The following is a 20,277-nucleotide window of genomic DNA, read 5'->3' on the forward strand; positions in this document are numbered from 1 at the left end:
CTATGCATTTAGTAAAGAAAGGTAATGAGTGATGGATATATTTTTAGCGATTTTACCAGCTATATTTTGGGGAAGTATTGTGCTATTTAACGTAAAACTGGGCGGGGGACCGTATAGTCAAACGCTCGGAACAACGTTTGGAGCACTTATTTTCTCAATTGTTGTTTATATTTTTATGAAGCCAGTATTAACACCTACCGTTATCGGAGTTGGAGTTGTGTCAGGTTTATTTTGGGCGCTTGGTCAGGCAAATCAATTGAAAAGTATTGATTTAATGGGTGTTTCGAGGACGATGCCAATTTCAACAGGACTTCAATTAGTCGCGACGACTTTATTTGGCGTTATCGTATTTCATGAATGGTCCACGACAATATCGGTCGTCCTTGGGATTTTAGCGCTCGTTTGTATTATTATCGGTGTTATTTTAACATCGCTTCAAAGTGAAGAAGAAAAGAATGCAGAGCAAGCAGCAAACTTTAAAAGAGGTATCGTAATTTTATTAATTTCAACAGTCGGCTATTTAGTTTACGTAGTAGTGATTAGACTATTTAACGTAGATGGTTGGTCAGCTCTGTTGCCACAAGCAGTTGGTATGGTGTTAGGTGGGATTTTGCTTACCTTTAAACATCATCCATTTAATAAATATGCAATCCGAAATATTATTCCAGGATTAATTTGGGCAGCTGGAAATATGTTTTTATTCATTTCGCAGCCGCGTGTTGGAGTCGCAACAAGTTTCTCGCTATCGCAAATGGGAATTATTATTTCCACGCTTGGTGGGATCCTTATATTAGGTGAAAAGAAAACGAAACGTCAATTAACGGGTATCGTTGTCGGTATTGTTTTTATTATCGCAGCCGGAATTATGTTAGGTATAGCCAAAAGTTAAAGGAGGTATGGAAATGTATAGTGATTTAGCAGGGAAAGTTGTCGTTATTACAGGATCAGCAACTGGTCTTGGAAGAGCGATGGGAGTGAGGTTTGCTAAGGAAAAAGCGAAAGTGGTTATTAATTATCGCTCACGAGAATCAGAAGCGAATGATGTGTTAGAAGAAATTAAAAAGGTAGGCGGCGAAGCGATTGCTGTAAAAGGTGATGTAACCGTCGAATCAGATGTTGTGAATCTCATTCAATCTGCTGTGAAAGAGTTTGGTACGCTTGACGTTATGATTAATAATGCAGGGATAGAAAACGCGGTACTGTCGCATGAAATGCCGCTTGAAGATTGGAATAGGGTAATTAATACAAATTTAACAGGTGCTTTTTTAGGAAGTCGTGAAGCGATTAAATATTTTGTAGAACATGATATTAAAGGTTCTGTCATTAATATGTCTAGTGTTCATGAGAAAATTCCGTGGCCACTATTTGTGCACTATGCAGCGAGTAAGGGTGGTATTAAACTGATGACAGAAACGTTAGCGCTAGAATATGCGCCAAAAGGTATTCGAGTAAATAATATTGGACCAGGTGCAATTAATACGCCGATTAATGCAGAAAAGTTTGCTGATCCTAAAAAACGTGCTGACGTAGAAAGTATGATACCGATGGGCTATATTGGAAACCCTGAAGAAATTGCAGCAGTAGCAACTTGGCTCGCTTCTTCAGAGGCGAGTTATGTAACGGGCATTACGCTATTTGCAGATGGTGGAATGACGTTATATCCATCGTTTCAAGCTGGGCGTGGGTAATATAAAAGGACGAAGAGATAAAACTCTTCGTCCTTTTTTTACAAAAAAAAATAGCGGCCAGCTATTTTAAATTTAGTGATTAATTGTATCTTGAAGAAATTCTGTTGCTTGATGTTCAGTAACATTTTGTACGAGCGCGACTTCGCTAATCATCATTTTTCGTGCATTATCTAGCATTTGTTTTTCACTCGCATTTAAAGTTCTCTCTTTATTGCGGCGAAGTAAATCCCGAACAACTTCTGCGCTATCTTGTAAATTGCCATTTTTCATTTTTTCCATATTCATTGTATATCTTTGTTTCCATGAGAGTGATGGGTCTGACTCCCCGTTTTGAAATTCAAGAAGTATATCATCTAACGTACCTCGATCAACGATATAACGAATACCCGATTTTTTTAATTGATCCATCGGAAGCATTACTTGCATATCTTTACTAATGATGCGTATCACACAATATTGACGTGAAGTACCTAATATTTCTTTCTCTTCAATTGCTTCAATGATTCCTGCACCGTGCATTGGATAAACGATTTTATCACCAATTTGAAACAAATCATCCACCTCCATATGTGGTAACCACTTTTAATGATAGCATACGTATGTAAAAATGTCAAATTTTATATAATAACATAATATTTATATTCGAGTCAATAAGATAAAGTGCTTTTTTATGTTTTTTTTGGGGACCTTATTTATCGTGATTTTTTTAGAAAAATAGTACAGGTGAAGAAAGAAGGCATATCCACTTATTTTTAAGCATAAAATGTAAAAGCGCTAATACAATATACCTAAATCCGTTCTTTGCAAAGGAGGGAGAGAAGGTGGGGCGCACAATAAAAATTGATATTACAAATAAAGTTGTAGCTAAATTTAGACAAAATTATTTGGAATTATATACGAGTAAATTTATGATAGGTAAGTTTTATGTCTATACTGAAGATAAAGAATATGTGTTAGAAGACGGATATATATATGAGAATGGAAAGTTTTATCGCATCATAGATACGCACCGTGGCAATAATCAAGCGGCGGAGGGCTGCGATCTAGGACGGTGTTAACATGATTCGTGTGAAAGTATTTGATGAAAGTCACGAAAAAGACTTAGAAGACGCTGTGAATGTGTTTTTGAAAAAGATTGATGATAGCAACTTTGTAGATATTAAGTATCAAGTTGGTGTTTCTATTAACGACGATGAAAACCAAATTTATTGTTTTTCAGCAATGATCGTTTATAAAGCATAAAAAAGAGCTGGCTCACCCAGCTCTTTTTTATGTTTTATGTTGGGACAACATGTGTCGGTAATACGTTCATAATAGATTGGGTTGTGCCTAATTTCTTTGTCGTTAAAAGAGGCTCCCCTGTTTCATGGTTTTGGGCATCTTTACACATACCAAGGTGATAACGATCACCTAAAAATGGATCAATATAAAAACCGTTTTTGAATACTTTATCATTTGGATGTTTTTCATGGTGAATATCAGAGCAGTTAATACAATAGAACATAGCTTTCATCCCCTTTTTATTTTTGTTTGAAAAAAGTGAGTCGGTAGTCATTTCGCTCCTGAGGAAATGTTGAGGAGAAGAGAAATAACTACCTACTCAAATGGTGGGCATATTCCTTCTGACTTTGTCATATCTCGCGTATTGTCCCTTGAGGGAAGGAGGAGAGACGAAGTACGCATGATATAAGTAAGGCGCTTCTTTCAATATGAATGATGGAGTTTCATGTTGAGAGAAGTTTTTATTTTGTATTGCCTTTGTGAGTATATTATGAGGAAATGCTAAGAGGGTGTTTGTCCTGTTGAAAAAATGTTGAGAATTTCTCAACAGTAAAAGAATTAGCGTTGACATGAAACTAAAAGGTGTTATATTATCAAAGTATAACCAAAAGGTGTTATGTTGTAACGCCGAGTAAAGGAGAATGAAAATGGAACAACAAAATACATTAAATGATATTAAACAAACAATCGTTTTTAACGCGTCTATTCAAAAGGTATGGAGTGTAGTATCAACTGCAGAAGGGATTGCGTCATGGTTTATGCCAAATGATTTTGTATTAGAGGTAGGACATGAATTTCATGTGCAATCACCATTTGGGCCATCACCATGTAAAGTATTAGAAATTGATGAACCAAACCATTTATCTTTCTCATGGGATACAGATGGCTGGGTTGTTTCATTTGATTTGAAAGACTTAGGAGATAACAAAACAGAATTTACGTTAATTCACGGCGGCTGGAAACATCCTGATGAAATTCTTCCGAAAGCAAATGCGAAGAGCTCTATTATTCGCGATAGAATGAGCGGTGGTTGGGTAGCGATTGTAAATGAAAAACTGAAAAAGGTTGTCGAAGGCTAAGTGTCCTCGTCAGCAGCGAAATATGATGTATTTCAAGCAATTGCTGATCCAACCCGCCGAGAAGTAATACGGTTATTAAGTGACAAAGAGTTACCGATTTCCAAAATAACGGATCATTTTCCGATGAGTCGTACTGCGGTTGTAAAGCACCTTCATATTCTTTCAGAAGCGAATTTAGTAAGTGGAAGAAAAAGCGGAAGAGAGAAGATATATCGTTTGCATCCAGAACCATTAGAAGAATTACAACAATGGCTCTCGTATTATGAACGTTTTTGGGATAATAAATTATCCATGCTGAAACATATTGTGGAGAATGAAGAATAAAAAGGATGACCAAAATGGTCATCCTTTTATTGTTGCTCACTTGTTTGTGTAGCTGGCTTTAATAAGAGCCAAGCGATAATTAATGTAAATACTGCTAATACGAAAGTGCTCATATAAATGACGTGTACGCTTGATGCTAATGCAGATTGCGATTCGGTTACTACGTTTGCTGTAGTACCGCCATGTCCACCAGATACAAGATCAAGATTTTTAATACCACGTGCGTGAATCATCGTATTGAAGATTGTACCGAATATTGCAGCACCTAACGTTTGACTAAATGTATTAATAAATGTGTTTAAACCAACAGCTGTTCCGCGTGTATGAGCTGGTACGGCTGCTTGAATTGTTACCATGTAAATCGGTGTCACAAGCCCCATTCCTAAGCCGAATAATCCGACTGCTACATAAATAAGGAACGATGGTGAATTTGTTGATAGTGTAAATAATAAGAACGTAGCGACTGATAAAATGCTAGCTCCAAGTAAAATGATTTGTTTCGTTTTTAATTTGCCTACTAAGTTACCAGAGAAAATAGCGCCAAATGTCCACATAACAGGAATTGGCATTAAAATAAGTCCAGCTTCTGTAGCGTTTTTCCCTAATACACCTTGGCTCCAAATTGGAAGGTACATTGTAATACTAATAATCATTGCGCCAGCAATAAGAGTTAATATATTTATCGTAGATAATGTACGGTTAGAGAAAAGTGCTAGCGGAATTAATGGTTCCGGAGATTTCTTCTCGATGAATAAGAAAATAATAAATGAAATAGCGGCAAAGATTAATAGGCCGATAATTGTCATGTCTCCCCAGTTTTGCTTACTGCTACCTGTTAATAATGCATATAGTAGAGCGATTGTACTTAATGAGAAGACTGTTGCACCAAGATAATCGATATGATGCTTAGCAGGTTTAATAGATTCTTTGTAGTAAATTGCAATCATTAAGCAAGCGATAATTCCGAATGGAACGTTTAGGAAGAAAATATAACGCCAAGAAAGGGAATCAACTAAAAATCCACCTACTAACGGTCCGATAACACCGGATACACCCCAAACGGCACTCATCCAACCTTGTGCTTTCGCGCGGTCTTTCGCTTCGCTATATAAGTCTCCAATAATCGTCATTGTGATTGGCATAACAGCACCAGCACCGATACCTTGAAGCGCGCGGAAGAAGATTAATTGTTCCATCGATGTAACAACTCCGCAAAGTGCAGAACCGACTAAAAAGATTGTAGCTCCGATCAGTAAAACTTTTTTACGGCCAAATAAATCAGCGAGCTTTCCGTATATTGGAGTCGAAACAGCTGTTGCAAGCATATAAATTGCATATACCCAACTAACAAGTTCGACGCCTGACAAATCACTCGTTATACGAGGGATTGCTGTACTAACAATCGTTCCTTCTACCGCAGAAAGAAACGTCATTAACATTAAAGACATCATGACTTTTTTTCTCATTTGTTTTCCCCTTACCCTTTTTAAATATTCAACAATATAAAATATAAAGGTACTAAGGTATATAAAGCAACAAAAAAGCAATGGAAAGTTACATGGAGCAGATGTTTGTCGCTTCTTGTCGGTAAGTCGATATATTTGAGAAATCGCCGATAATGATTTCATGGCAATATTAAAAAAGAAACAGGAATCCCTGTTTCTTTTTTTAATATTGCATTTTCGCGTTTTCTCCAGCAGTCGTTCCAGCAATTCTACCAGTAACAAGGGCTGATGTAATATTATAGCCACCAGTATAACCATGAATATCAAGAACTTCTCCGCAGAAATATAAGCCGTTCGTAAATTTAGAAGACATTTCTTTCGGATTAATTTCTTTCACGGATACACCTCCGCCAGTAACGAATGCTTTTTCAATTGACTGCGTACCATTTACATTCACAGTAAACTCTTTAAAGTCTTTCACAAGTGCACGAATCTTTTCGTGAGAAACTTGTCCAGCTTGTTCGCTGCCGTCAATTTCATTTTTTTCTAATAAGAATAGGAAGTAACGTTCAGGAACATAACCTTTTAAAACGTTTTTAATTCCTTTTTTCGGATCTTCTTTCATTTGTTTCAGCATGCGCTGAAATAGTTGTTCACTATTTTCCTCTGGCAATGCATCAATACTCATTTGTATTGTATTCGTTTTAAACTTTTTCAGTGCTTTCACGACGAATTGGCTACAGCGAAGAGCAGCAGGTCCAGATAGGCCGAAATGAGTGAAGAGCATGTCCATTTTGTGAGAAATGATAGCTTTTCCTTTCGGATTTAATACACTTAAGTTTATATCACGTAAAGCAAGACCTTGTAATGAGCGGTCACGTATAAACGGCTCGTTTGAAAGGATAGGTACTTCTGTTGGGAATAATTCTGTGATTGTATGACCCGCTTTTTCAGCCCAAGCATATCCGTCTCCAGTAGATCCAGTTTGAGGAACTGATTTTCCGCCAACAGCGATAACGACGTGATTTGTTTCTAACACTTCGCCTGTTTGCAGTATAACTGCTTTTGTTTGACCATTTTCATATTCAATCGTTTCAACAGGCGTATTTGTACGAATTTTTACACCTAAGTCTTTTAATCGTGTTAAAAGTGCGTCTACAACAGATTGTGCTTTGTTTGACACAGGGAACATGCGACCGTGGTCTTCTTCTTTCAATTTAACACCGAGATTTTCGAAGAATGTAATAATATCTTCATTATTAAAAATAGAAAAAGCGCTGTATAAGAAGCGACCGTTTCCTGGTATATGTTTAACAATTTCATCAAGTGGTAGACGGTTCGTTACGTTACAGCGTCCGCCACCAGAAATTGCAAGTTTACGCCCAAGTTTATTTCCTTTATCAAGAAGTAAGACATTTGCGCCTTCTTCTGCAGCACCAATTGCAGCCATTAGCCCAGAAGGACCGCCGCCGATGACAATAACATCATAATGCATAATATATCGACCTCATTTTCTACATTTCCTGCCTAAAAGAATAGCATGTTTTCCCTTAAAAGAAAAATAGAGTGAAGTACTGCTTAATGAGAGAATTGTGGTACAATACAAAAGTTAGAGTTCAGCACTATCCTGCCATTTGTAGGCGATAAGACTAAAACCTCAAGATTTAGGAGAAGTAAATAGGGAGTCTGTTAGCCTGTAAATGCTCGAATGGTTCAACTAATAAGGAGTAGGAGAGAAGTCTCCAACTAATTATAGTTTCACTTTATGTAGATGTAGGAGGATTTTTGTATGTCCGATTCGAAATTTCTGCGCGGAACGCTTATTGTTACGCTAGGGACATTTTTAGTAAAGTTCTTAGGCATGATTTACGTCTTTCCGTTTCATGCATTAGTAGGAACAGAAGGCGGAACGCTCTATACATATGGATACATTCCATATACGATCTTTTTAAGTATCGCAACGGCAGGTGTGCCACTTGCTGTTTCAAAATTTGTTTCCAAATATAATGCGCTTGGCGATTATAAAACGAGCCGGAGAATGTTCCGCTCGGGAATGGTTATGATGATAGTAACAGGAGTTCTTTCGTTCCTAGTACTGTACATGACGGCGCCATTGTTTGCAGAAGCGATGCTTGGTAAACAAAGTATACACAATAATGTAGGAGAAGTTACGACGATCATTCGTCTTGTAAGTTTCGCGCTTATTGTTGTACCAGCAGCGAGTTTAATTCGTGGTTATTTCCAAGGTCACCAGTCTATGGGACCAACTACCGTTTCACAAATTATTGAACAAATTATTCGTATCGTCTTTTTATTAGCAGGTAGTTTTATCGTTATTAAAGTACTTGGCGGTACAGTTGCAACAGCAGTTGGAGTAGCGACATTTGCTGCGTTCGTTTCAGCGGTTGGAGCACTCGGTGTGTTAATTTGGTACTGGCTAAAACGTAAAAAATATTTGGATCAATATTTAATTGAACAAACTGTACCAGAATCAACAGTAAGCACCGTTCAATTGTTTAAAGAGTTATTTGCATATGCGATTCCTTACGTTGTAATTGGGTTAACAATTCCTTTATATCAACAAATTGATACATTGACATTTAACTCAATTATGCAGGCGATTGGTCAAGGTGATATCGCAGAGCGAGCTCTCGGTATTTTCACAATGTGGACGCATAAGTTAATTATGATTCCTGTATCACTTGCAACAGCGTTTAGTTTAACGCTTGTACCAGCAATCACAAAATCATTTACTGAAAAACAATACCGCTATTTGAAATTACAAATTACACAAACATTCCAGGCAAATATGTTTTTAACATTGCCAGCAGTTGTCGGTATTTCTTCACTTGCATATCCAATTTATACTGCGTTTTACGATTCAGATCCACTAGGTGGACAAGTATTAATGTGGTATGCACCAGTTGCGTTGTTATTCGCTTTATTTACAGTAACAGCAGCAATCCTGCAAGGTATTAACCAGCAGAAGCATGCGATTATTGCGCTTATAATGGGCGTTATTTTGAAATTTGTATGTAACGTAATCTTTATTCGTTATTTCGGTACAGTAGGAGCAATTCTAGCGACAGCAGTTGGTTTCTTAGCTTCTGTTTGGTACACAAATCAACAAATTAAAAAATACGCACACTATTCATTCGGTGTTGTATATAAAAGAACATTCCAAATTGCAGTACTGACACTTATAATGGTCGTTGCTGTAAAACTATCACAATGGATTCTATCCTTCATGATTTCGCCTGATGGCCGTATTGGTGCTCTTATAACAGTTGCGATTTGTGCAGGTATTGGCGGTCTTGTTTACGGATTGTTAGCAATTCGCACAGGAGTACTTGAAAGAGTATTTGGTGGAGAAGCATTAGATAAAATTCAACGTAAACTTGGTAGTAGATTTAAAATAAAGTTGAAATCAAGAGGGGCGTAATTACGTCCCCTTTTCTATGATAAATAAAGAAGGTGAAAAACGTGAGATTAGATAAATTATTAGCAAATATGGGATATGGAAGTAGAAAAGAAGTAAAGAAATTATTGAAAGATGGCGTTGTGAAAATTGATGGAACGCCAGTAAAAGATGCGAAAGTTCATGTAAATGTAGAAGAGCAAGAAGTTATGATTCACGGTGAAGTTGTGGAATACAAAGAATTTGTTTACTTAATGATGCATAAACCACAAGGTGTTATTTCAGCGACGGAAGATGATAATCATGAAACAGTAATAGATTTATTAGAATTAGAAGATGCAATCTTTGATCCGTTCCCAGTTGGACGACTTGATATCGATACGGAAGGCTTCTTATTGATAACAAATGATGGGAAGTTATCACATCAATTATTATCTCCGAAAAAGCATGTGCCGAAAAAATATTATGCACACGTTGCAGGAGTAGTAACAGAAGAGGATGTAAAAGAATTTGCTAAAGGTGTTATTTTAGACGATGGCTATGAAACAAAGCCAGGTGCACTTACAATATTGAAAAGCGATGATATTTCTGAAATTGAGCTTGTGATTACGGAAGGGAAATTCCATCAAGTGAAGCGTATGTTTGAAGCGGTAGGAAAAAAAGTAGTCTACCTAAAGAGAACAGAGATGGGTCCGTTAGTATTAGATGAAGAACTAGAACTTGGACAATACCGAGAGCTAACAGATGAAGAAGTAGAAATGTTAAAAACATATCAAGTAGATACTGAAAAGTAGTACCTTTATAGGCGCAGAAAAGACCCCTTTCTAATTATTAGAAAGGGGTATGTATTTATTTACCATACAATTATTTTTCGTTATGAGGTCATTCTCACTTTCTTTCCTGTTGTTGTCCACTTACCGCGGCAAGGGCTATACACGAGTTCATTAAACTGCAACACATTTAGATCACGTTGTATCGTTCGCGGTGTGATCCCGAACTCATCTACAAGGTCTTTCGTCGTTACCGTTCCGTTTTCATTGATGTACATATAAATTGATTTAATGCGTGTTAGCATACGAGTAGTTGTAGGTTTCAAGAGAAAACCACTCCTCTACTAGTTTTTTTGACCCCATTCAGGAAAGAAGGTCGTTACTACCATTGTACTCTACATGATAAAATTCATGCTTTAATCTACTTAAATTTTACAGAAATTTAACAAATATTCATATAGAAAAATATTGGTAGTTGACATTGTATATATGGTCAGTCAACTAACACATAAAATTCTACGTAAAACGCCAAATTCCTGCAAATTTTTTTGAAAAAACAAAAGAAAAACTAATAAGAAATATCTGAAATATTACAATTGTTCGGTATTTAGTTTTCGTGTATGGCATAAGAGATTTCTGTTTGTTATGATGAAAGAAACAATATAGTGAAGGATGGATGCGTGATGTCAGCGATTAATTGGACAGAAGAAGTTGCAAAACGAAAAGATGATTTAATTCGTGATACACAACAATTTTTACAAATTAAAAGTGTATGGGAAGAAGAATCTGCGAAAGAGGGCGCACCATTCGGTGAAGGTGTAGAAAAAGCTCTATCTTTCATGTTACATAAAGGAGAAGCTGAAGGTTTTGCTTCTAAAAATTTAGAAGGATATGCAGGTCATCTTGAAATGGGACAAGGAGAAGAATTAGTAGGTATTCTTTGTCACGTTGACGTTGTACCAGAAGGAGATGGCTGGACGACTCCCGCATATAGTGCGGATATTCGCGATGGAAAGATTTTTGCACGTGGTGCAATTGACGATAAAGGCCCAACGATGGCAGCATATTATGCAATGAAAATTGTGGAAGAATTAGGCTTACCTCTTTCAAAACGTGTTCGTATGATTATAGGAACAGATGAGGAAAGCAATTGGAAATGTGTAGATCACTACTTTAAAAATGAAGAAATGCCAACAATTGGTTTTGCACCGGATGCAGACTTTCCAATTATTAATGCAGAAAAAGGAATTTCTGATATACAAGTTGTGCAAAATGGTAGTGAAGAGAAAAAAGGTACATATGAACTTGTTTCATTTGATTCAGGGCGCCGTTTAAATATGGTTCCTGATTTTGCAGAAGCAGTTATCACAGGAGAAGATGTAAATGCACTTACAGTAGCATATGAAGAGTATTTACAAACTGCTAAAAAAATAGGGAAATCGACTATAGAAGGAAATACAGTGACGTTGCAAATAGAAGGAATTTCAGCGCACGGATCTACTCCTGAAAAAGGAGAAAATGCAGGTTTATTATTAGCAAACTTCTTAACTACAGTTTCACTTGATGGAAAAGCAACTGCATTTGCGACATTTGCAACAGAAACATTTACTGGTGATATTTTTGGTGAAAAAGCTACTATTGCTTACAAAGATGAAATTAGCGGTCCGTTAACAGTGAATGTCGGTCGCATTTCTTATACGAAAGAAAACGGTGGTAACTTAGGGCTAAACGTACGTTACCCAGTTACAACTAACTTTGAAGAAACAATTGTGAAGTTGAAAGAATATGTTGGTACGCATGGTTTTGAAGTGGCTGACTATTCTAATTCTCGCCCACATCACGTCGATAAAGATCACGTATTAATCCGTACGTTACAACGTGTGTATGAAGAACAAACAGGTGAAAAAGCAGAACTATTAGCAATCGGCGGCGGTACTTATGCTCGTTCATTAAAAGCTGGTGTGGCATTTGGCCCGCTATTCCCTGGAAAAGAAGAACTTGCGCATCAAAAAGATGAGTATATCGAAATTGAAGACTTATTGAAAGCAACAGCAATTTACGCGCAAGCAATTCATGAATTAGCGAAGTAATGGATATATAAATAATGTCCGCTCTCTATTTTGGAGAGCGGCTTCTTTTTACCTGAATGAGATAAGAAAGAAAAGCAACAATAGAAAAGAAGGAGAAGATGTACATGGAACTGCATTATTTTGTCGCAATTACGTTACCGAATCATATAAAAGAAATGCTGTCTAACTATAAAGAGGATATGCAAGAGGAATTACAATTTCGTTCATGGGTACATAAAGAAGACTATCATATTACCCTTTCATTTTTAGGGAGTGCAACGGGGGAACAATTAGAGGGAATAAAGAATGGATTAAAAACAATTGCAGAAACAAAAGAACTATCGTTCACATTACAAGGTTTTTCAACGTTTGGTAGGGAAGATCAGCCTCGTATTTTTTGGGCGAAGGTAAGTGAGAATCACGATTTGTTTCAGTTGCAAAAGCAAATACATGCCATTTGTGAAGAAAATGGATTTTCTCTAGAAACACGCCCATATCACCCGCATATTACCGTTGCTCGTAAATGGATAGGAGAAGAAAAGTTTCGTTTAGAAAGTATAAAAGAAGTGCCTGAAATATCATTTCAAGCAGATACAATTACTTTATACGAATCCCACGTGAAAGAAACCCCGAAGTATAAATCGATTGCTGAAATAAAATTACAAAAATAGAATGTTGAAAACGTTTTTTATGCAGGTGAATATACTATAGAGAAGAATGGAGTTACTGTATAGAGTCTTGTTGATAAGAAAAGCCTTATCATTTGCAGCTCATTTTATCTCGCCTAATTGGTGAAGGCTAATAATAAGTGAGGATGGAGAAATTTTCTCGCTCATTAAAGTTTCACTTTATTTTAACTTTGAGAATGATGGTGATTTTTTTATGTTGAAAGTAAAACGTCCATTTGATGCCTATTTAGATGAAATGAATAAAATTACAATTTTGCTCCCACATGCGTATGGAACAAGTCGGACATTTCGTTTGCAAGAAGGAAGTAATGTGAAAGATTTACCGATTGCTCATACTATTGCGCTTCCAGATGCAACGAAGTATGAGTGCTTTATAGAAGAGCCGCTAGATGTGGGGAAGTATTATACAGTACGAGATGAACGGAATGAAGAAACTGATTTACAAATAGGTGCTGTTATTCGAACAAAAAGTTTCGATGAAAAGTATTATTACGAAGGTACAGATTTAGGTGCTGTTTATCAAAAAGAAGAAACGACATTTAAAGTATGGGCCCCAACTGCAAGGCTTGCGAAAGTAAGAATTTATAAGAGCGATAAAGAATATACCGATCATGAAATGTACAGGGGAGAAAACGGAGTTTGGATTCAAACATTACAAGGTGATTTAGACGGAGCACGCTATACATTTCTTGTTTGTATTAATTTAATATGGAACGAAGCTGTGGATCCTTATGCAAAGTCGGTGACGGTAAATGGAAAACATGGTGTTGTTATCAATTTAGAAAAAACGAATGTAACAAGACGAGAGGGATTACCAATATTACAATCAATGACAGATGCCATATTGTATGAACTGCATATTCGTGATGCGACTATACATCCAAATAGTGGAGTAATTCAAAAGGGAACATATAAAGGATTGATGGAAGAGGGAACAACAGGACGGAATGGGACATTAACAGGGTTGTCTCATATAAAAGATTTAGGTGTTACACATGTTGAACTATTACCTTTATATTGTTTCGGTGGTGTAGATGAGGCGAATCCTTCGTCCGCCTATAATTGGGGATATAATCCATTATATTACAATGCACCAACAGGATATTATGCTACAAACCCCTCTGATCCGTATAACAGGATAGTTGAGTGCAAACAACTAATTGAAACATTTCATGAACAAGGTATTAGGGTGATTATAGATGTTGTCTATAATCATGTTTATGAAAGAGAGCTATCATCATTTGAAAAGCTTGTTCCAGGATACTATTTTCGTCATGGTGAAGATGGTATGCCTTCTAATGGGACGGGAGTCGGAAATGATATAGCGTCTGAACGGAAAATGATGAGGAAATTCATTGTAGAGTCTATTTTATATTGGCTTACTGAATACAATGTCGATGGATTCCGATTCGACTTAATGGGAATTTTAGATGTTGATACAATGAATATGATAGAAAAAGAAGTGCGAAACATAAAACGAGATGCTTTGTTATTAGGAGAAGGATGGGATTTACAAACACCGCTTCCTGCCAAAGAAAAAGCAACGTTAAATAATGCGAAGAAAATGCCACATATCGCGCAGTTTAATGATCAATTTCGTGATGGGATAAAAGGGAGTACATTTCATATAAATAAGCGTGGTTTTGCATTTGGTGGGCATGTAGACTGTAATCATTTGCAGTATATTGCAGCAGGAAGTCTTTTAAGTATGAAAGAAACAGGGCTGTTTCTAGAGCCAGCGCAAAGCATTAACTATGTAGAATGTCATGATAATATGACGATGTGGGATAAACTAGTGCGCAGTAATGAAGAATCAGAAACGATTTTGAAAAAACGTCACCTGTTAGCGAGCGCAATGGTTATTCTTTCACAAGGCATTCCTTTCTTACACGCAGGGCAAGAGTTTTATCGTACGAAGAAAGGAAATGAAAATAGTTATAATGCAAATGATGAGATCAATCAATTAGATTGGGATCAAAAAGAGAAAGAGATAGAGACCGTTAACTATATAAAAGGTTTAATTGCGATTCGTAAAGAGCATGGGGCATTCCGATTACAAAGCGCAGACCTTATAAAAAAACATATGACTTTTTTACAAACATCTACAGAAGTACTTGCATATCACCTAGAGCATGCAGAAACGTTTGGGCCGTGGAAAGAGATTATCGTCTTATTTAATAGCGGTTTAGAAGCTAAAACTGTGCAACTTCCGAAAGAAGCAACGTGGCATGTGTTAGTAAACGAAAACGAAGCGAAAATAGAGCCAATTTCTTCATTTAGAGGAAAGGAACTTAAGCTCGCTCCAATTAGCACGTATATATTGACGATAATGTGACAAATCGCTACTTGACGATGAGAATGTAATAAATGTAGAATTGACAAAGGTGACGATTTTGATAAGTTGTCATTCTATGACAGGTTTTGTAAAATAAAATAGAGGATTTTTGGCTTAGGCTAATTTTTCTTTTCATTTACAGTAAAATATATGAATCCACAACATGTGTAGAAATGTTGCGGTTTTTCTTTTCATAACTATAAAAGATAAGGATTTGTTAACGGGTAATGAATATGGAATGGTTGGAACAATTATTAGGAAAAGAGTGGAGTCTTGTACCGGCTGGTGGAGTAACGGGCGATGCATATATTGCGCAAAACGGACAACAGAAGTTATTTTTAAAGCGGAATACATCGCCCTTTTTAGCGGTATTGTCAGCAGAAGGAATTGTTCCAAAATTACTTTGGACAAGAAGGGTAACGAATGGTGATGTAATTTCTGCTCAAAAATGGCTTCCGGGACAGAAGCTAGAGCCAGAGGATATGAAACTAGAACGTGTTGCGAAACTTTTGAAGAAAATACACTCCTCTAAAGCGCTTGTACAGATGATTCAAAGACTTGGGAAGCAGCCGCTTCACGCACAAGAGTTATTACAACAACTGCAACTCGTTTTAAGAGGAGATATAAGGGATGATGAAACAATTCAGCAAGGCCTTCAATATTTAATGGATTCATTAAAAGCTATTGAATACAATGAATTCGTTGTATGCCATTGTGATGTAAATCATAACAACTGGCTATTGTCGGATGAAGATGAATTGTTTTTAATTGATTGGGATGGAGCTGTAATTGCTGACCCAGCTCTAGACCTCGGTATGTTATTATATTGGTACATTCCGCGCCAGGAATGGAGTGAGTGGCTCGGTTACTATGATATTGAAATGGATGAATCGCTGCTTAGGCGTATGAGATGGTATGTGATAGCACAAACGATTTTGTCTATTCAATGGCATACAACAAAAAAACAGCAAGCAGAAGCTGAATATTGGCATCAATATTTACAGCAACTACTTGCTTCAGAATGATACTTAAGAAAAATTGTCCATTCCAGCAATCCACTGAGTAAGTTGTTCTTGATTATTGGAAATATGGTTGTCCAAATTAGAGGAAGATTTACCCGATTGACTATAAGAATATACATCGTTTAGCATTGTTTTAGCGTCACTACTTATATTATCGTTTGCGAGTAACGATTGAATGAGGCGCTCTAATTGCTCGCATTCTGAAACTGTCCCGCAGCAATCACTTTGGTGGTTGACTAAAATATCTTTCAGCACTTCTAATTGATGTTGTTGATTAATTGGCATGAACGGATCATCCTTTCGATTGTTTTTCTCTTCAAATGTAAGAGAAAAAGCTGTTTCGTCATGGAATGTTTAATGCTGTATGTAGTTTTTATCAAAATGGTACATCTTATACTTGAAAGAAACGGACCGAGTGCTCGTACGTACTTGGTTTTTTGTTTGATAGATTGATTAAAAAAGAAAGAAGGAATTATTCCTTTAAAATAGCTATGTAAAGAGAGGGAAACATCTATGCGTTTAAGACATAAACCGTATGCAATGGATCGAATTAATGAATATTCACATATCGTAATCGGAAACCCAGAGGAGCGCGCTGGTAGCTGGAAAGAAGTATTTGGAAACGAACAACCAATTCACATTGAAGTAGGTACAGGTCGTGGCCGCTTCATGTATGATATGGCGAAAGCGAATCCACATATTAATTATATTGGAATTGAAAAATTCACAAGTGTTGTTGTAGATGCACTTGATAAATTAATTGAAGAAGAATTACCAAACTTAAAGTTAATTAATAAAGATGCTGAAGATTTAACAGTTTTCTTTGCGAAAGGTGAAATTGATCGCGTTTATTTAAACTTCTCAGATCCTTGGCCAAAGAAACGTCATACGAAGCGTCGTTTAACGTATAAAACATTTTTACGTAATTACGAAGAAGTGTTAGTAGAAGGCGGAGAAATTCATTTCAAAACAGATAACCAAGGTTTATTTGAATATTCTCTTATGAGTATGGCTGAGTATGGTATGTTACTAACGTACTTAAGCTTAGATCTTCATAACAGCGACTTTGAAGGTAACATCATGACTGAATACGAAGAGAAATTCTCTAGTAAAGGTCATCGTATTTACCGAGTTGAAGCAAAATATCGTACAGAGCCTATGCAGTAATGCGTAGGTTTTTTTACACCTAAAATAATCAGAATTTTATGTTAAGATTAATTAAAAAGGGGGATGTGTAATGGAACAGTTACAAATTGGAGATATAAAAGTAACGTGGTTAAAAGGCGGGAATACACATTTAGATGGAGGAGCAATGTTTGGAGTCGTGCCGAAAGTACTTTGGTCACGTAAATATAAACATAATGATACAAATCATATTTATTTACGAACAGATCCGTTACTTTTGCAAACAAAAGATGGAAATATGCTCATTGATTCCGGGATAGGAAACGGTAAGTTGAATGAGAAGATGAAACGCAATCAAGGTGTAACAGAAGAATCATCGGTTTATGAATCATTAGAAAAATTAGGATTAAAGCCTGAAGATATCGACTACGTCTTGATGACACATCTTCATTTTGATCATGCATCTGGTCTAACAAAATGGGAAGATGATCACCTTGTACCGGCATTTCCACATGCGAAAGTTTACGTAAGTGAAACAGAATGGAATGAAATGAGAAGTCCAAATATTAGATCACGTAATACATATTGGAAGGAAAATTGGGAGCCAATTGTAGATCAAGTTGTTACGTTCCAGCAAGAAATAGAAATTACAGATGAAATCAAGATGGCACATACGGGTGGGCATAGTGATGGACATGCAGTCATCATTTTGGAGAGTCAAGGGGAAACGATGCTACATTTAGCAGATCTCTTGCCGACGCACGCGCATCAAAATGTATTATGGGTAATGGCATACGATGATTATCCGATGACCTCGATTGAAAATAAACAAAAATGGATGAAGTATGGTGCTGAAAAAGAGGCATGGTTTACGTTTTACCATGACGCATATTATCGCGCTGTGAAGTGGAATGAGGAAGGTCGTATCGTAGAAAAAATAGAACGGAAAACGAGTATAGAAGCATAAAAATAGGAGGTTGTTCCATCATATTTATTGGAGCAGCTTCTTTTTTATTATAGAATTTTGCCGGTAAGTCGATATATTTAAAAAATCGCTGATATAATTTTAATCAATACCCGCAATTTCAAAAAAATAAGAGGTTCACCTAATGGGAACCCTCCGTTTTATGCTGCTATAACCTCTAAAATAGTACCTGTTTTAGCATCAACTAAAAATTCAAATCGTTCTTGTATATCATCTAACATTGTTGTAAGACCGCCGCGATAAACTTCATATGCGACATCATATTTTTCAAATGTCTCTGGAACCATATGTACCCAAGAGCCAGTAATTTCACCTTTATGACTTAATGCTTGTTTCACCATTTTCAATGCTTTTTCTGAAGAAATATGGGATTGTTCTTGTACTTTGTTTGCAACGAGATAACCAGCTGCGAACCCAACGCCAAGACCTGCTACTAAACCTTTCCAGCTCATATATTCACCTCAATTCTATAAAATAAAAATAGTGTACCGATAATAATTATAAAGCAAATACAGCTAAAAAAGAAGAAACTAGAAACATTTCGAAAATTTCGTTACAATAAAAGAGGTATTCTACTAAGGTTTGAAAGAAGGGGACTTCGTGAATAAAGAGACATTGCAATTATTTCGTACGTTAACAGAATTACAAGGTGCATCAGGTTTCGAACATGATGTACGCCGTTTTATGAAACAAGAATTAAGCAAATATGCGGATGAAATTGTACAAGACGGTTTAGGTAGCGTATTTGGTCTGAAAAAAGGGGACGAAACTGGCCCGCGTGTTCTTGTAGCAGGTCATATGGATGAAGTAGGTTTCATGGTTACGCAAATTACGAAAAACGGAATGCTTCGTTTTCAAACGTTAGGCGGCTGGTGGAGCCAAGTTTTATTAGCACAGCGTGTACAAGTTATGACGAAGAATGGTCCTGTTATTGGGGTTGTTGGTTCTATTCCTCCTCATTTATTAAGTGACGCGCAACGTGCAAAACCGATGGATATAAAAAATATGTTAATTGATATAGGTGCAGATAGTTATGAAGATGCGATTGAAATTGGTGTAAAACCAGGACAACAAATCGTGCCGATTTGCCCATTCACACCGATGGCAAATGAGAAGAAAATTATGGCGAAAGCTTGGGACAACCGTTACGGATGTGGTCTTGCAATCGAATTGTTAAAAGAATTAAAAGACGAAACATTACCAAATACATTATATTCTGGTGCTACTGTACAAGAAGAAGTAGGTCTTCGCGGAGCGCAAACCGCTGCAAATATGATTCAACCAGACATTTTCTATGCGCTTGATGCAAGTCCAGCAAACGATGCATCTGGTGACAAAACGCAGTTCGGTCAATTAGGAAAAGGTGCCCTTCTTCGTATTTACGATCGCACGATGGTAACACATAGAGGAATGCGCGAATTCATTTTAGATACAGCAGAAACAAACAACATTCCGTACCAATACTTTATTTCACAAGGTGGTACAGATGCTGGTCGTGTACATACAAGTAACTCTGGTATCCCATCAGCAGTAATTGGTGTTTGTGCACGCTACATTCATACACATGCTTCTATTTTACATGTTGATGATTATGCGGCAGCAAAAGAGTTAATTACGAAGCTTGTAAGAGCAACGGATAAAACGACGTTAGAGACAATTAAAAATAACGCGTAGAGAAGAAGGGCTGAAGAGCCTTTCTTTTTTTGGATTGAATAGATGACCCATCCATGTGTGGGAGCGGTTAGTGCCTAATTGGTGCTCGAATGGTGTATTAAGACCTTGAGTAGGAAAAGAGAGGAAGGCTGTTTTTGTGTTCGAAGACGGTAATGTTGTTAGAAAAAACCTTCTTTTTTAGATTGAATAGATGACCCATCCATGAGTGGGAATGGTCAGTGCTTAATTGGTGTTCGAATGATGTATGAAGACTCCAAGTAGGAAGTGAGAGGAAGGCTGTTTTTGTTTTTGTTTTTGAAGACGGTAATGTTGTTAGAAAAAACCTTCTTTTTTAGATTGAATAGATGACCCATCCATGAGTGGGAATGGTCAG

At 36.7% G+C, this 20,277-nt stretch carries 22 protein-coding genes; 15 read left to right on the plus strand and 7 right to left on the minus strand.

Going from position 1 to position 20,277, the window contains the following annotated elements:
• The first annotated feature begins 31 nt into the window (after positions 1-31).
• The gene (gene glcU, locus ACS2QP_RS14985) at positions 32-889 is read left to right on the plus strand and encodes a glucose uptake protein GlcU (RefSeq protein WP_000350861.1); all 858 of its coding nucleotides are present in this window, start codon (positions 32-34) and stop codon (positions 887-889) included.
• Positions 890-902: 13 nt separating this feature from the next.
• Positions 903-1,688, plus strand: coding sequence for a glucose 1-dehydrogenase (locus ACS2QP_RS14990; protein ID WP_438882566.1), 786 nt, complete (start codon positions 903-905; stop codon positions 1,686-1,688).
• Between the two features lie 72 nt (positions 1,689-1,760).
• Here the strand turns inward: ACS2QP_RS14990 and ACS2QP_RS14995 are convergent, their stop codons facing one another.
• A complete protein-coding gene (locus tag ACS2QP_RS14995; RefSeq protein ID WP_000451444.1) occupies positions 1,761-2,255 on the minus strand; it encodes a CarD family transcriptional regulator in 495 nt (164 codons plus the stop codon).
• 254 nt (positions 2,256-2,509) lie between these two features.
• Between ACS2QP_RS14995 and ACS2QP_RS15000 the strand changes: the two genes are divergently transcribed.
• Positions 2,510-2,746: a DUF2553 family protein gene (locus tag ACS2QP_RS15000; protein WP_000533806.1), complete on the plus strand. Its 237-nt coding sequence runs from the start codon at positions 2,510-2,512 to the stop codon at positions 2,744-2,746.
• 1 nt (position 2,747) lies between these two features.
• Positions 2,748-2,930 (plus strand): sporulation protein Cse60, encoded by a 183-nt coding sequence (locus ACS2QP_RS15005; RefSeq protein ID WP_000621751.1) that lies wholly within the window; start codon positions 2,748-2,750, stop codon positions 2,928-2,930.
• A gap of 34 nt (positions 2,931-2,964) precedes the next feature.
• On the opposite strand, the gene ACS2QP_RS15010 is transcribed toward ACS2QP_RS15005, so the two are convergent.
• On the minus strand, positions 2,965-3,192 hold the full coding sequence (locus ACS2QP_RS15010; RefSeq protein WP_000498989.1) for a DUF3973 domain-containing protein: 228 nt from the start codon (positions 3,190-3,192) through the stop codon (positions 2,965-2,967).
• A 424-nt stretch (positions 3,193-3,616) separates the two neighbouring features.
• On the opposite strand from ACS2QP_RS15010, the gene ACS2QP_RS15015 reads away from it, so the two are divergent.
• Both ACS2QP_RS15015 and ACS2QP_RS15020 read left to right on the plus strand, forming a co-directional pair.
• Positions 3,617-4,048, plus strand: a complete 432-nt coding sequence (locus tag ACS2QP_RS15015) for an SRPBCC family protein (RefSeq protein ID WP_000437765.1) — start codon at positions 3,617-3,619, stop codon at positions 4,046-4,048.
• A complete protein-coding gene (locus ACS2QP_RS15020; RefSeq protein WP_000098837.1) occupies positions 4,049-4,372 on the plus strand; it encodes an ArsR/SmtB family transcription factor in 324 nt (107 codons plus the stop codon). It abuts the gene before it with no gap.
• Between the two features lie 26 nt (positions 4,373-4,398).
• Here the strand turns inward: ACS2QP_RS15020 and ACS2QP_RS15025 are convergent, their stop codons facing one another.
• Together ACS2QP_RS15025 and ACS2QP_RS15030 are read right to left on the minus strand one after the other, a co-directional pair.
• A complete protein-coding gene (locus ACS2QP_RS15025; protein WP_001228021.1) occupies positions 4,399-5,838 on the minus strand; it encodes an MDR family MFS transporter in 1,440 nt (479 codons plus the stop codon).
• A gap of 202 nt (positions 5,839-6,040) precedes the next feature.
• Positions 6,041-7,312 carry an NAD(P)/FAD-dependent oxidoreductase gene (locus tag ACS2QP_RS15030; RefSeq protein WP_000558859.1) on the minus strand — a complete coding sequence of 424 codons (1,272 nt, stop codon included), beginning with the start codon at positions 7,310-7,312 and terminating at the stop codon, positions 6,041-6,043.
• A gap of 294 nt (positions 7,313-7,606) precedes the next feature.
• Between ACS2QP_RS15030 and ACS2QP_RS15035 the strand changes: the two genes are divergently transcribed.
• Positions 7,607-9,259, plus strand: a complete 1,653-nt coding sequence (locus tag ACS2QP_RS15035; RefSeq protein WP_001284028.1) for a putative polysaccharide biosynthesis protein — start codon at positions 7,607-7,609, stop codon at positions 9,257-9,259.
• A gap of 41 nt (positions 9,260-9,300) precedes the next feature.
• Positions 9,301-10,029, plus strand: a complete 729-nt coding sequence (locus tag ACS2QP_RS15040) for a pseudouridine synthase (protein WP_001234947.1) — start codon at positions 9,301-9,303, stop codon at positions 10,027-10,029.
• A gap of 80 nt (positions 10,030-10,109) precedes the next feature.
• Here ACS2QP_RS15040 and ACS2QP_RS15045 read toward each other — a convergent pair whose 3' ends face one another.
• A complete protein-coding gene (locus ACS2QP_RS15045; RefSeq protein ID WP_000805512.1) occupies positions 10,110-10,331 on the minus strand; it encodes a DeoR family transcriptional regulator in 222 nt (73 codons plus the stop codon).
• Positions 10,332-10,688: 357 nt separating this feature from the next.
• Between ACS2QP_RS15045 and pepV the strand changes: the two genes are divergently transcribed.
• The 4 genes from pepV to ACS2QP_RS15065 all read left to right on the plus strand — a co-directional run bounded on the left by pepV (position 10,689) and on the right by ACS2QP_RS15065 (position 16,123).
• Positions 10,689-12,095, plus strand: a complete 1,407-nt coding sequence (pepV, locus tag ACS2QP_RS15050; protein ID WP_438882567.1) for a dipeptidase PepV — start codon at positions 10,689-10,691, stop codon at positions 12,093-12,095.
• A 104-nt stretch (positions 12,096-12,199) separates the two neighbouring features.
• Positions 12,200-12,745 (plus strand): RNA 2',3'-cyclic phosphodiesterase, encoded by a 546-nt coding sequence (thpR, locus tag ACS2QP_RS15055; protein WP_000418986.1) that lies wholly within the window; start codon positions 12,200-12,202, stop codon positions 12,743-12,745.
• A gap of 211 nt (positions 12,746-12,956) precedes the next feature.
• Positions 12,957-15,098 carry a type I pullulanase gene (gene pulA, locus ACS2QP_RS15060; RefSeq protein WP_326234577.1) on the plus strand — a complete coding sequence of 714 codons (2,142 nt, stop codon included), beginning with the start codon at positions 12,957-12,959 and terminating at the stop codon, positions 15,096-15,098.
• A gap of 227 nt (positions 15,099-15,325) precedes the next feature.
• Positions 15,326-16,123 carry a phosphotransferase family protein gene (locus ACS2QP_RS15065; protein WP_001986674.1) on the plus strand — a complete coding sequence of 266 codons (798 nt, stop codon included), beginning with the start codon at positions 15,326-15,328 and terminating at the stop codon, positions 16,121-16,123.
• A gap of 3 nt (positions 16,124-16,126) precedes the next feature.
• Here the strand turns inward: ACS2QP_RS15065 and ACS2QP_RS15070 are convergent, their stop codons facing one another.
• A complete protein-coding gene (locus ACS2QP_RS15070) occupies positions 16,127-16,405 on the minus strand; it encodes a YtzH-like family protein (protein ID WP_001122235.1) in 279 nt (92 codons plus the stop codon).
• Between the two features lie 228 nt (positions 16,406-16,633).
• Between ACS2QP_RS15070 and trmB the strand changes: the two genes are divergently transcribed.
• Both trmB and ACS2QP_RS15080 read left to right on the plus strand, forming a co-directional pair.
• Complete coding sequence (gene trmB, locus ACS2QP_RS15075; RefSeq protein WP_001239385.1) at positions 16,634-17,287, plus strand: tRNA (guanosine(46)-N7)-methyltransferase TrmB; 654 nt, start codon at positions 16,634-16,636, stop codon at positions 17,285-17,287.
• A 70-nt stretch (positions 17,288-17,357) separates the two neighbouring features.
• A complete protein-coding gene (locus ACS2QP_RS15080; protein WP_017674324.1) occupies positions 17,358-18,212 on the plus strand; it encodes a YtnP family quorum-quenching lactonase in 855 nt (284 codons plus the stop codon).
• A 158-nt stretch (positions 18,213-18,370) separates the two neighbouring features.
• Here ACS2QP_RS15080 and ACS2QP_RS15085 read toward each other — a convergent pair whose 3' ends face one another.
• On the minus strand, positions 18,371-18,682 hold the full coding sequence (locus tag ACS2QP_RS15085; protein ID WP_106074598.1) for a PepSY domain-containing protein: 312 nt from the start codon (positions 18,680-18,682) through the stop codon (positions 18,371-18,373).
• A 148-nt stretch (positions 18,683-18,830) separates the two neighbouring features.
• Between ACS2QP_RS15085 and ACS2QP_RS15090 the strand changes: the two genes are divergently transcribed.
• Positions 18,831-19,904, plus strand: coding sequence for a M42 family metallopeptidase (locus tag ACS2QP_RS15090; RefSeq protein ID WP_001031516.1), 1,074 nt, complete (start codon positions 18,831-18,833; stop codon positions 19,902-19,904).
• Positions 19,905-20,277 lie beyond the last annotated feature (373 nt).

It is taken from the genome of Bacillus cereus group sp. Bce019 (genome assembly GCF_051781745.1).
In the GTDB taxonomy this organism is placed as follows: domain Bacteria; phylum Bacillota; class Bacilli; order Bacillales; family Bacillaceae_G; genus Bacillus_A; species Bacillus_A cereus.

Coding starts and splice junctions, on each gene's coding strand:
- ACS2QP_RS15005 (WP_000621751.1), top strand. CDS start 2,748: ATGATTCGTGTGAAAGTATTTGATGAAAGTCACGAAAAAGACTTAGAA.
- glcU (WP_000350861.1), top strand. CDS start 32: ATGGATATATTTTTAGCGATTTTACCAGCTATATTTTGGGGAAGTATT.
- pulA (WP_326234577.1), top strand. CDS start 12,957: ATGTTGAAAGTAAAACGTCCATTTGATGCCTATTTAGATGAAATGAAT.
- ACS2QP_RS15085 (WP_106074598.1), bottom strand. CDS start 18,682: ATGAGCTGGAAAGGTTTAGTAGCAGGTCTTGGCGTTGGGTTCGCAGCT.
- ACS2QP_RS15080 (WP_017674324.1), top strand. CDS start 17,358: ATGGAACAGTTACAAATTGGAGATATAAAAGTAACGTGGTTAAAAGGC.
- ACS2QP_RS15065 (WP_001986674.1), top strand. CDS start 15,326: ATGAATATGGAATGGTTGGAACAATTATTAGGAAAAGAGTGGAGTCTT.
- ACS2QP_RS15070 (WP_001122235.1), bottom strand. CDS start 16,405: ATGCCAATTAATCAACAACATCAATTAGAAGTGCTGAAAGATATTTTA.
- ACS2QP_RS15025 (WP_001228021.1), bottom strand. CDS start 5,838: ATGAGAAAAAAAGTCATGATGTCTTTAATGTTAATGACGTTTCTTTCT.
- ACS2QP_RS15015 (WP_000437765.1), top strand. CDS start 3,617: ATGGAACAACAAAATACATTAAATGATATTAAACAAACAATCGTTTTT.
- trmB (WP_001239385.1), top strand. CDS start 16,634: ATGCGTTTAAGACATAAACCGTATGCAATGGATCGAATTAATGAATAT.
- ACS2QP_RS15010 (WP_000498989.1), bottom strand. CDS start 3,192: ATGTTCTATTGTATTAACTGCTCTGATATTCACCATGAAAAACATCCA.
- thpR (WP_000418986.1), top strand. CDS start 12,200: ATGGAACTGCATTATTTTGTCGCAATTACGTTACCGAATCATATAAAA.
- ACS2QP_RS14995 (WP_000451444.1), bottom strand. CDS start 2,255: ATGGAGGTGGATGATTTGTTTCAAATTGGTGATAAAATCGTTTATCCA.
- pepV (WP_438882567.1), top strand. CDS start 10,689: ATGTCAGCGATTAATTGGACAGAAGAAGTTGCAAAACGAAAAGATGAT.
- ACS2QP_RS14990 (WP_438882566.1), top strand. CDS start 903: ATGTATAGTGATTTAGCAGGGAAAGTTGTCGTTATTACAGGATCAGCA.
- ACS2QP_RS15030 (WP_000558859.1), bottom strand. CDS start 7,312: ATGCATTATGATGTTATTGTCATCGGCGGCGGTCCTTCTGGGCTAATG.
- ACS2QP_RS15035 (WP_001284028.1), top strand. CDS start 7,607: ATGTCCGATTCGAAATTTCTGCGCGGAACGCTTATTGTTACGCTAGGG.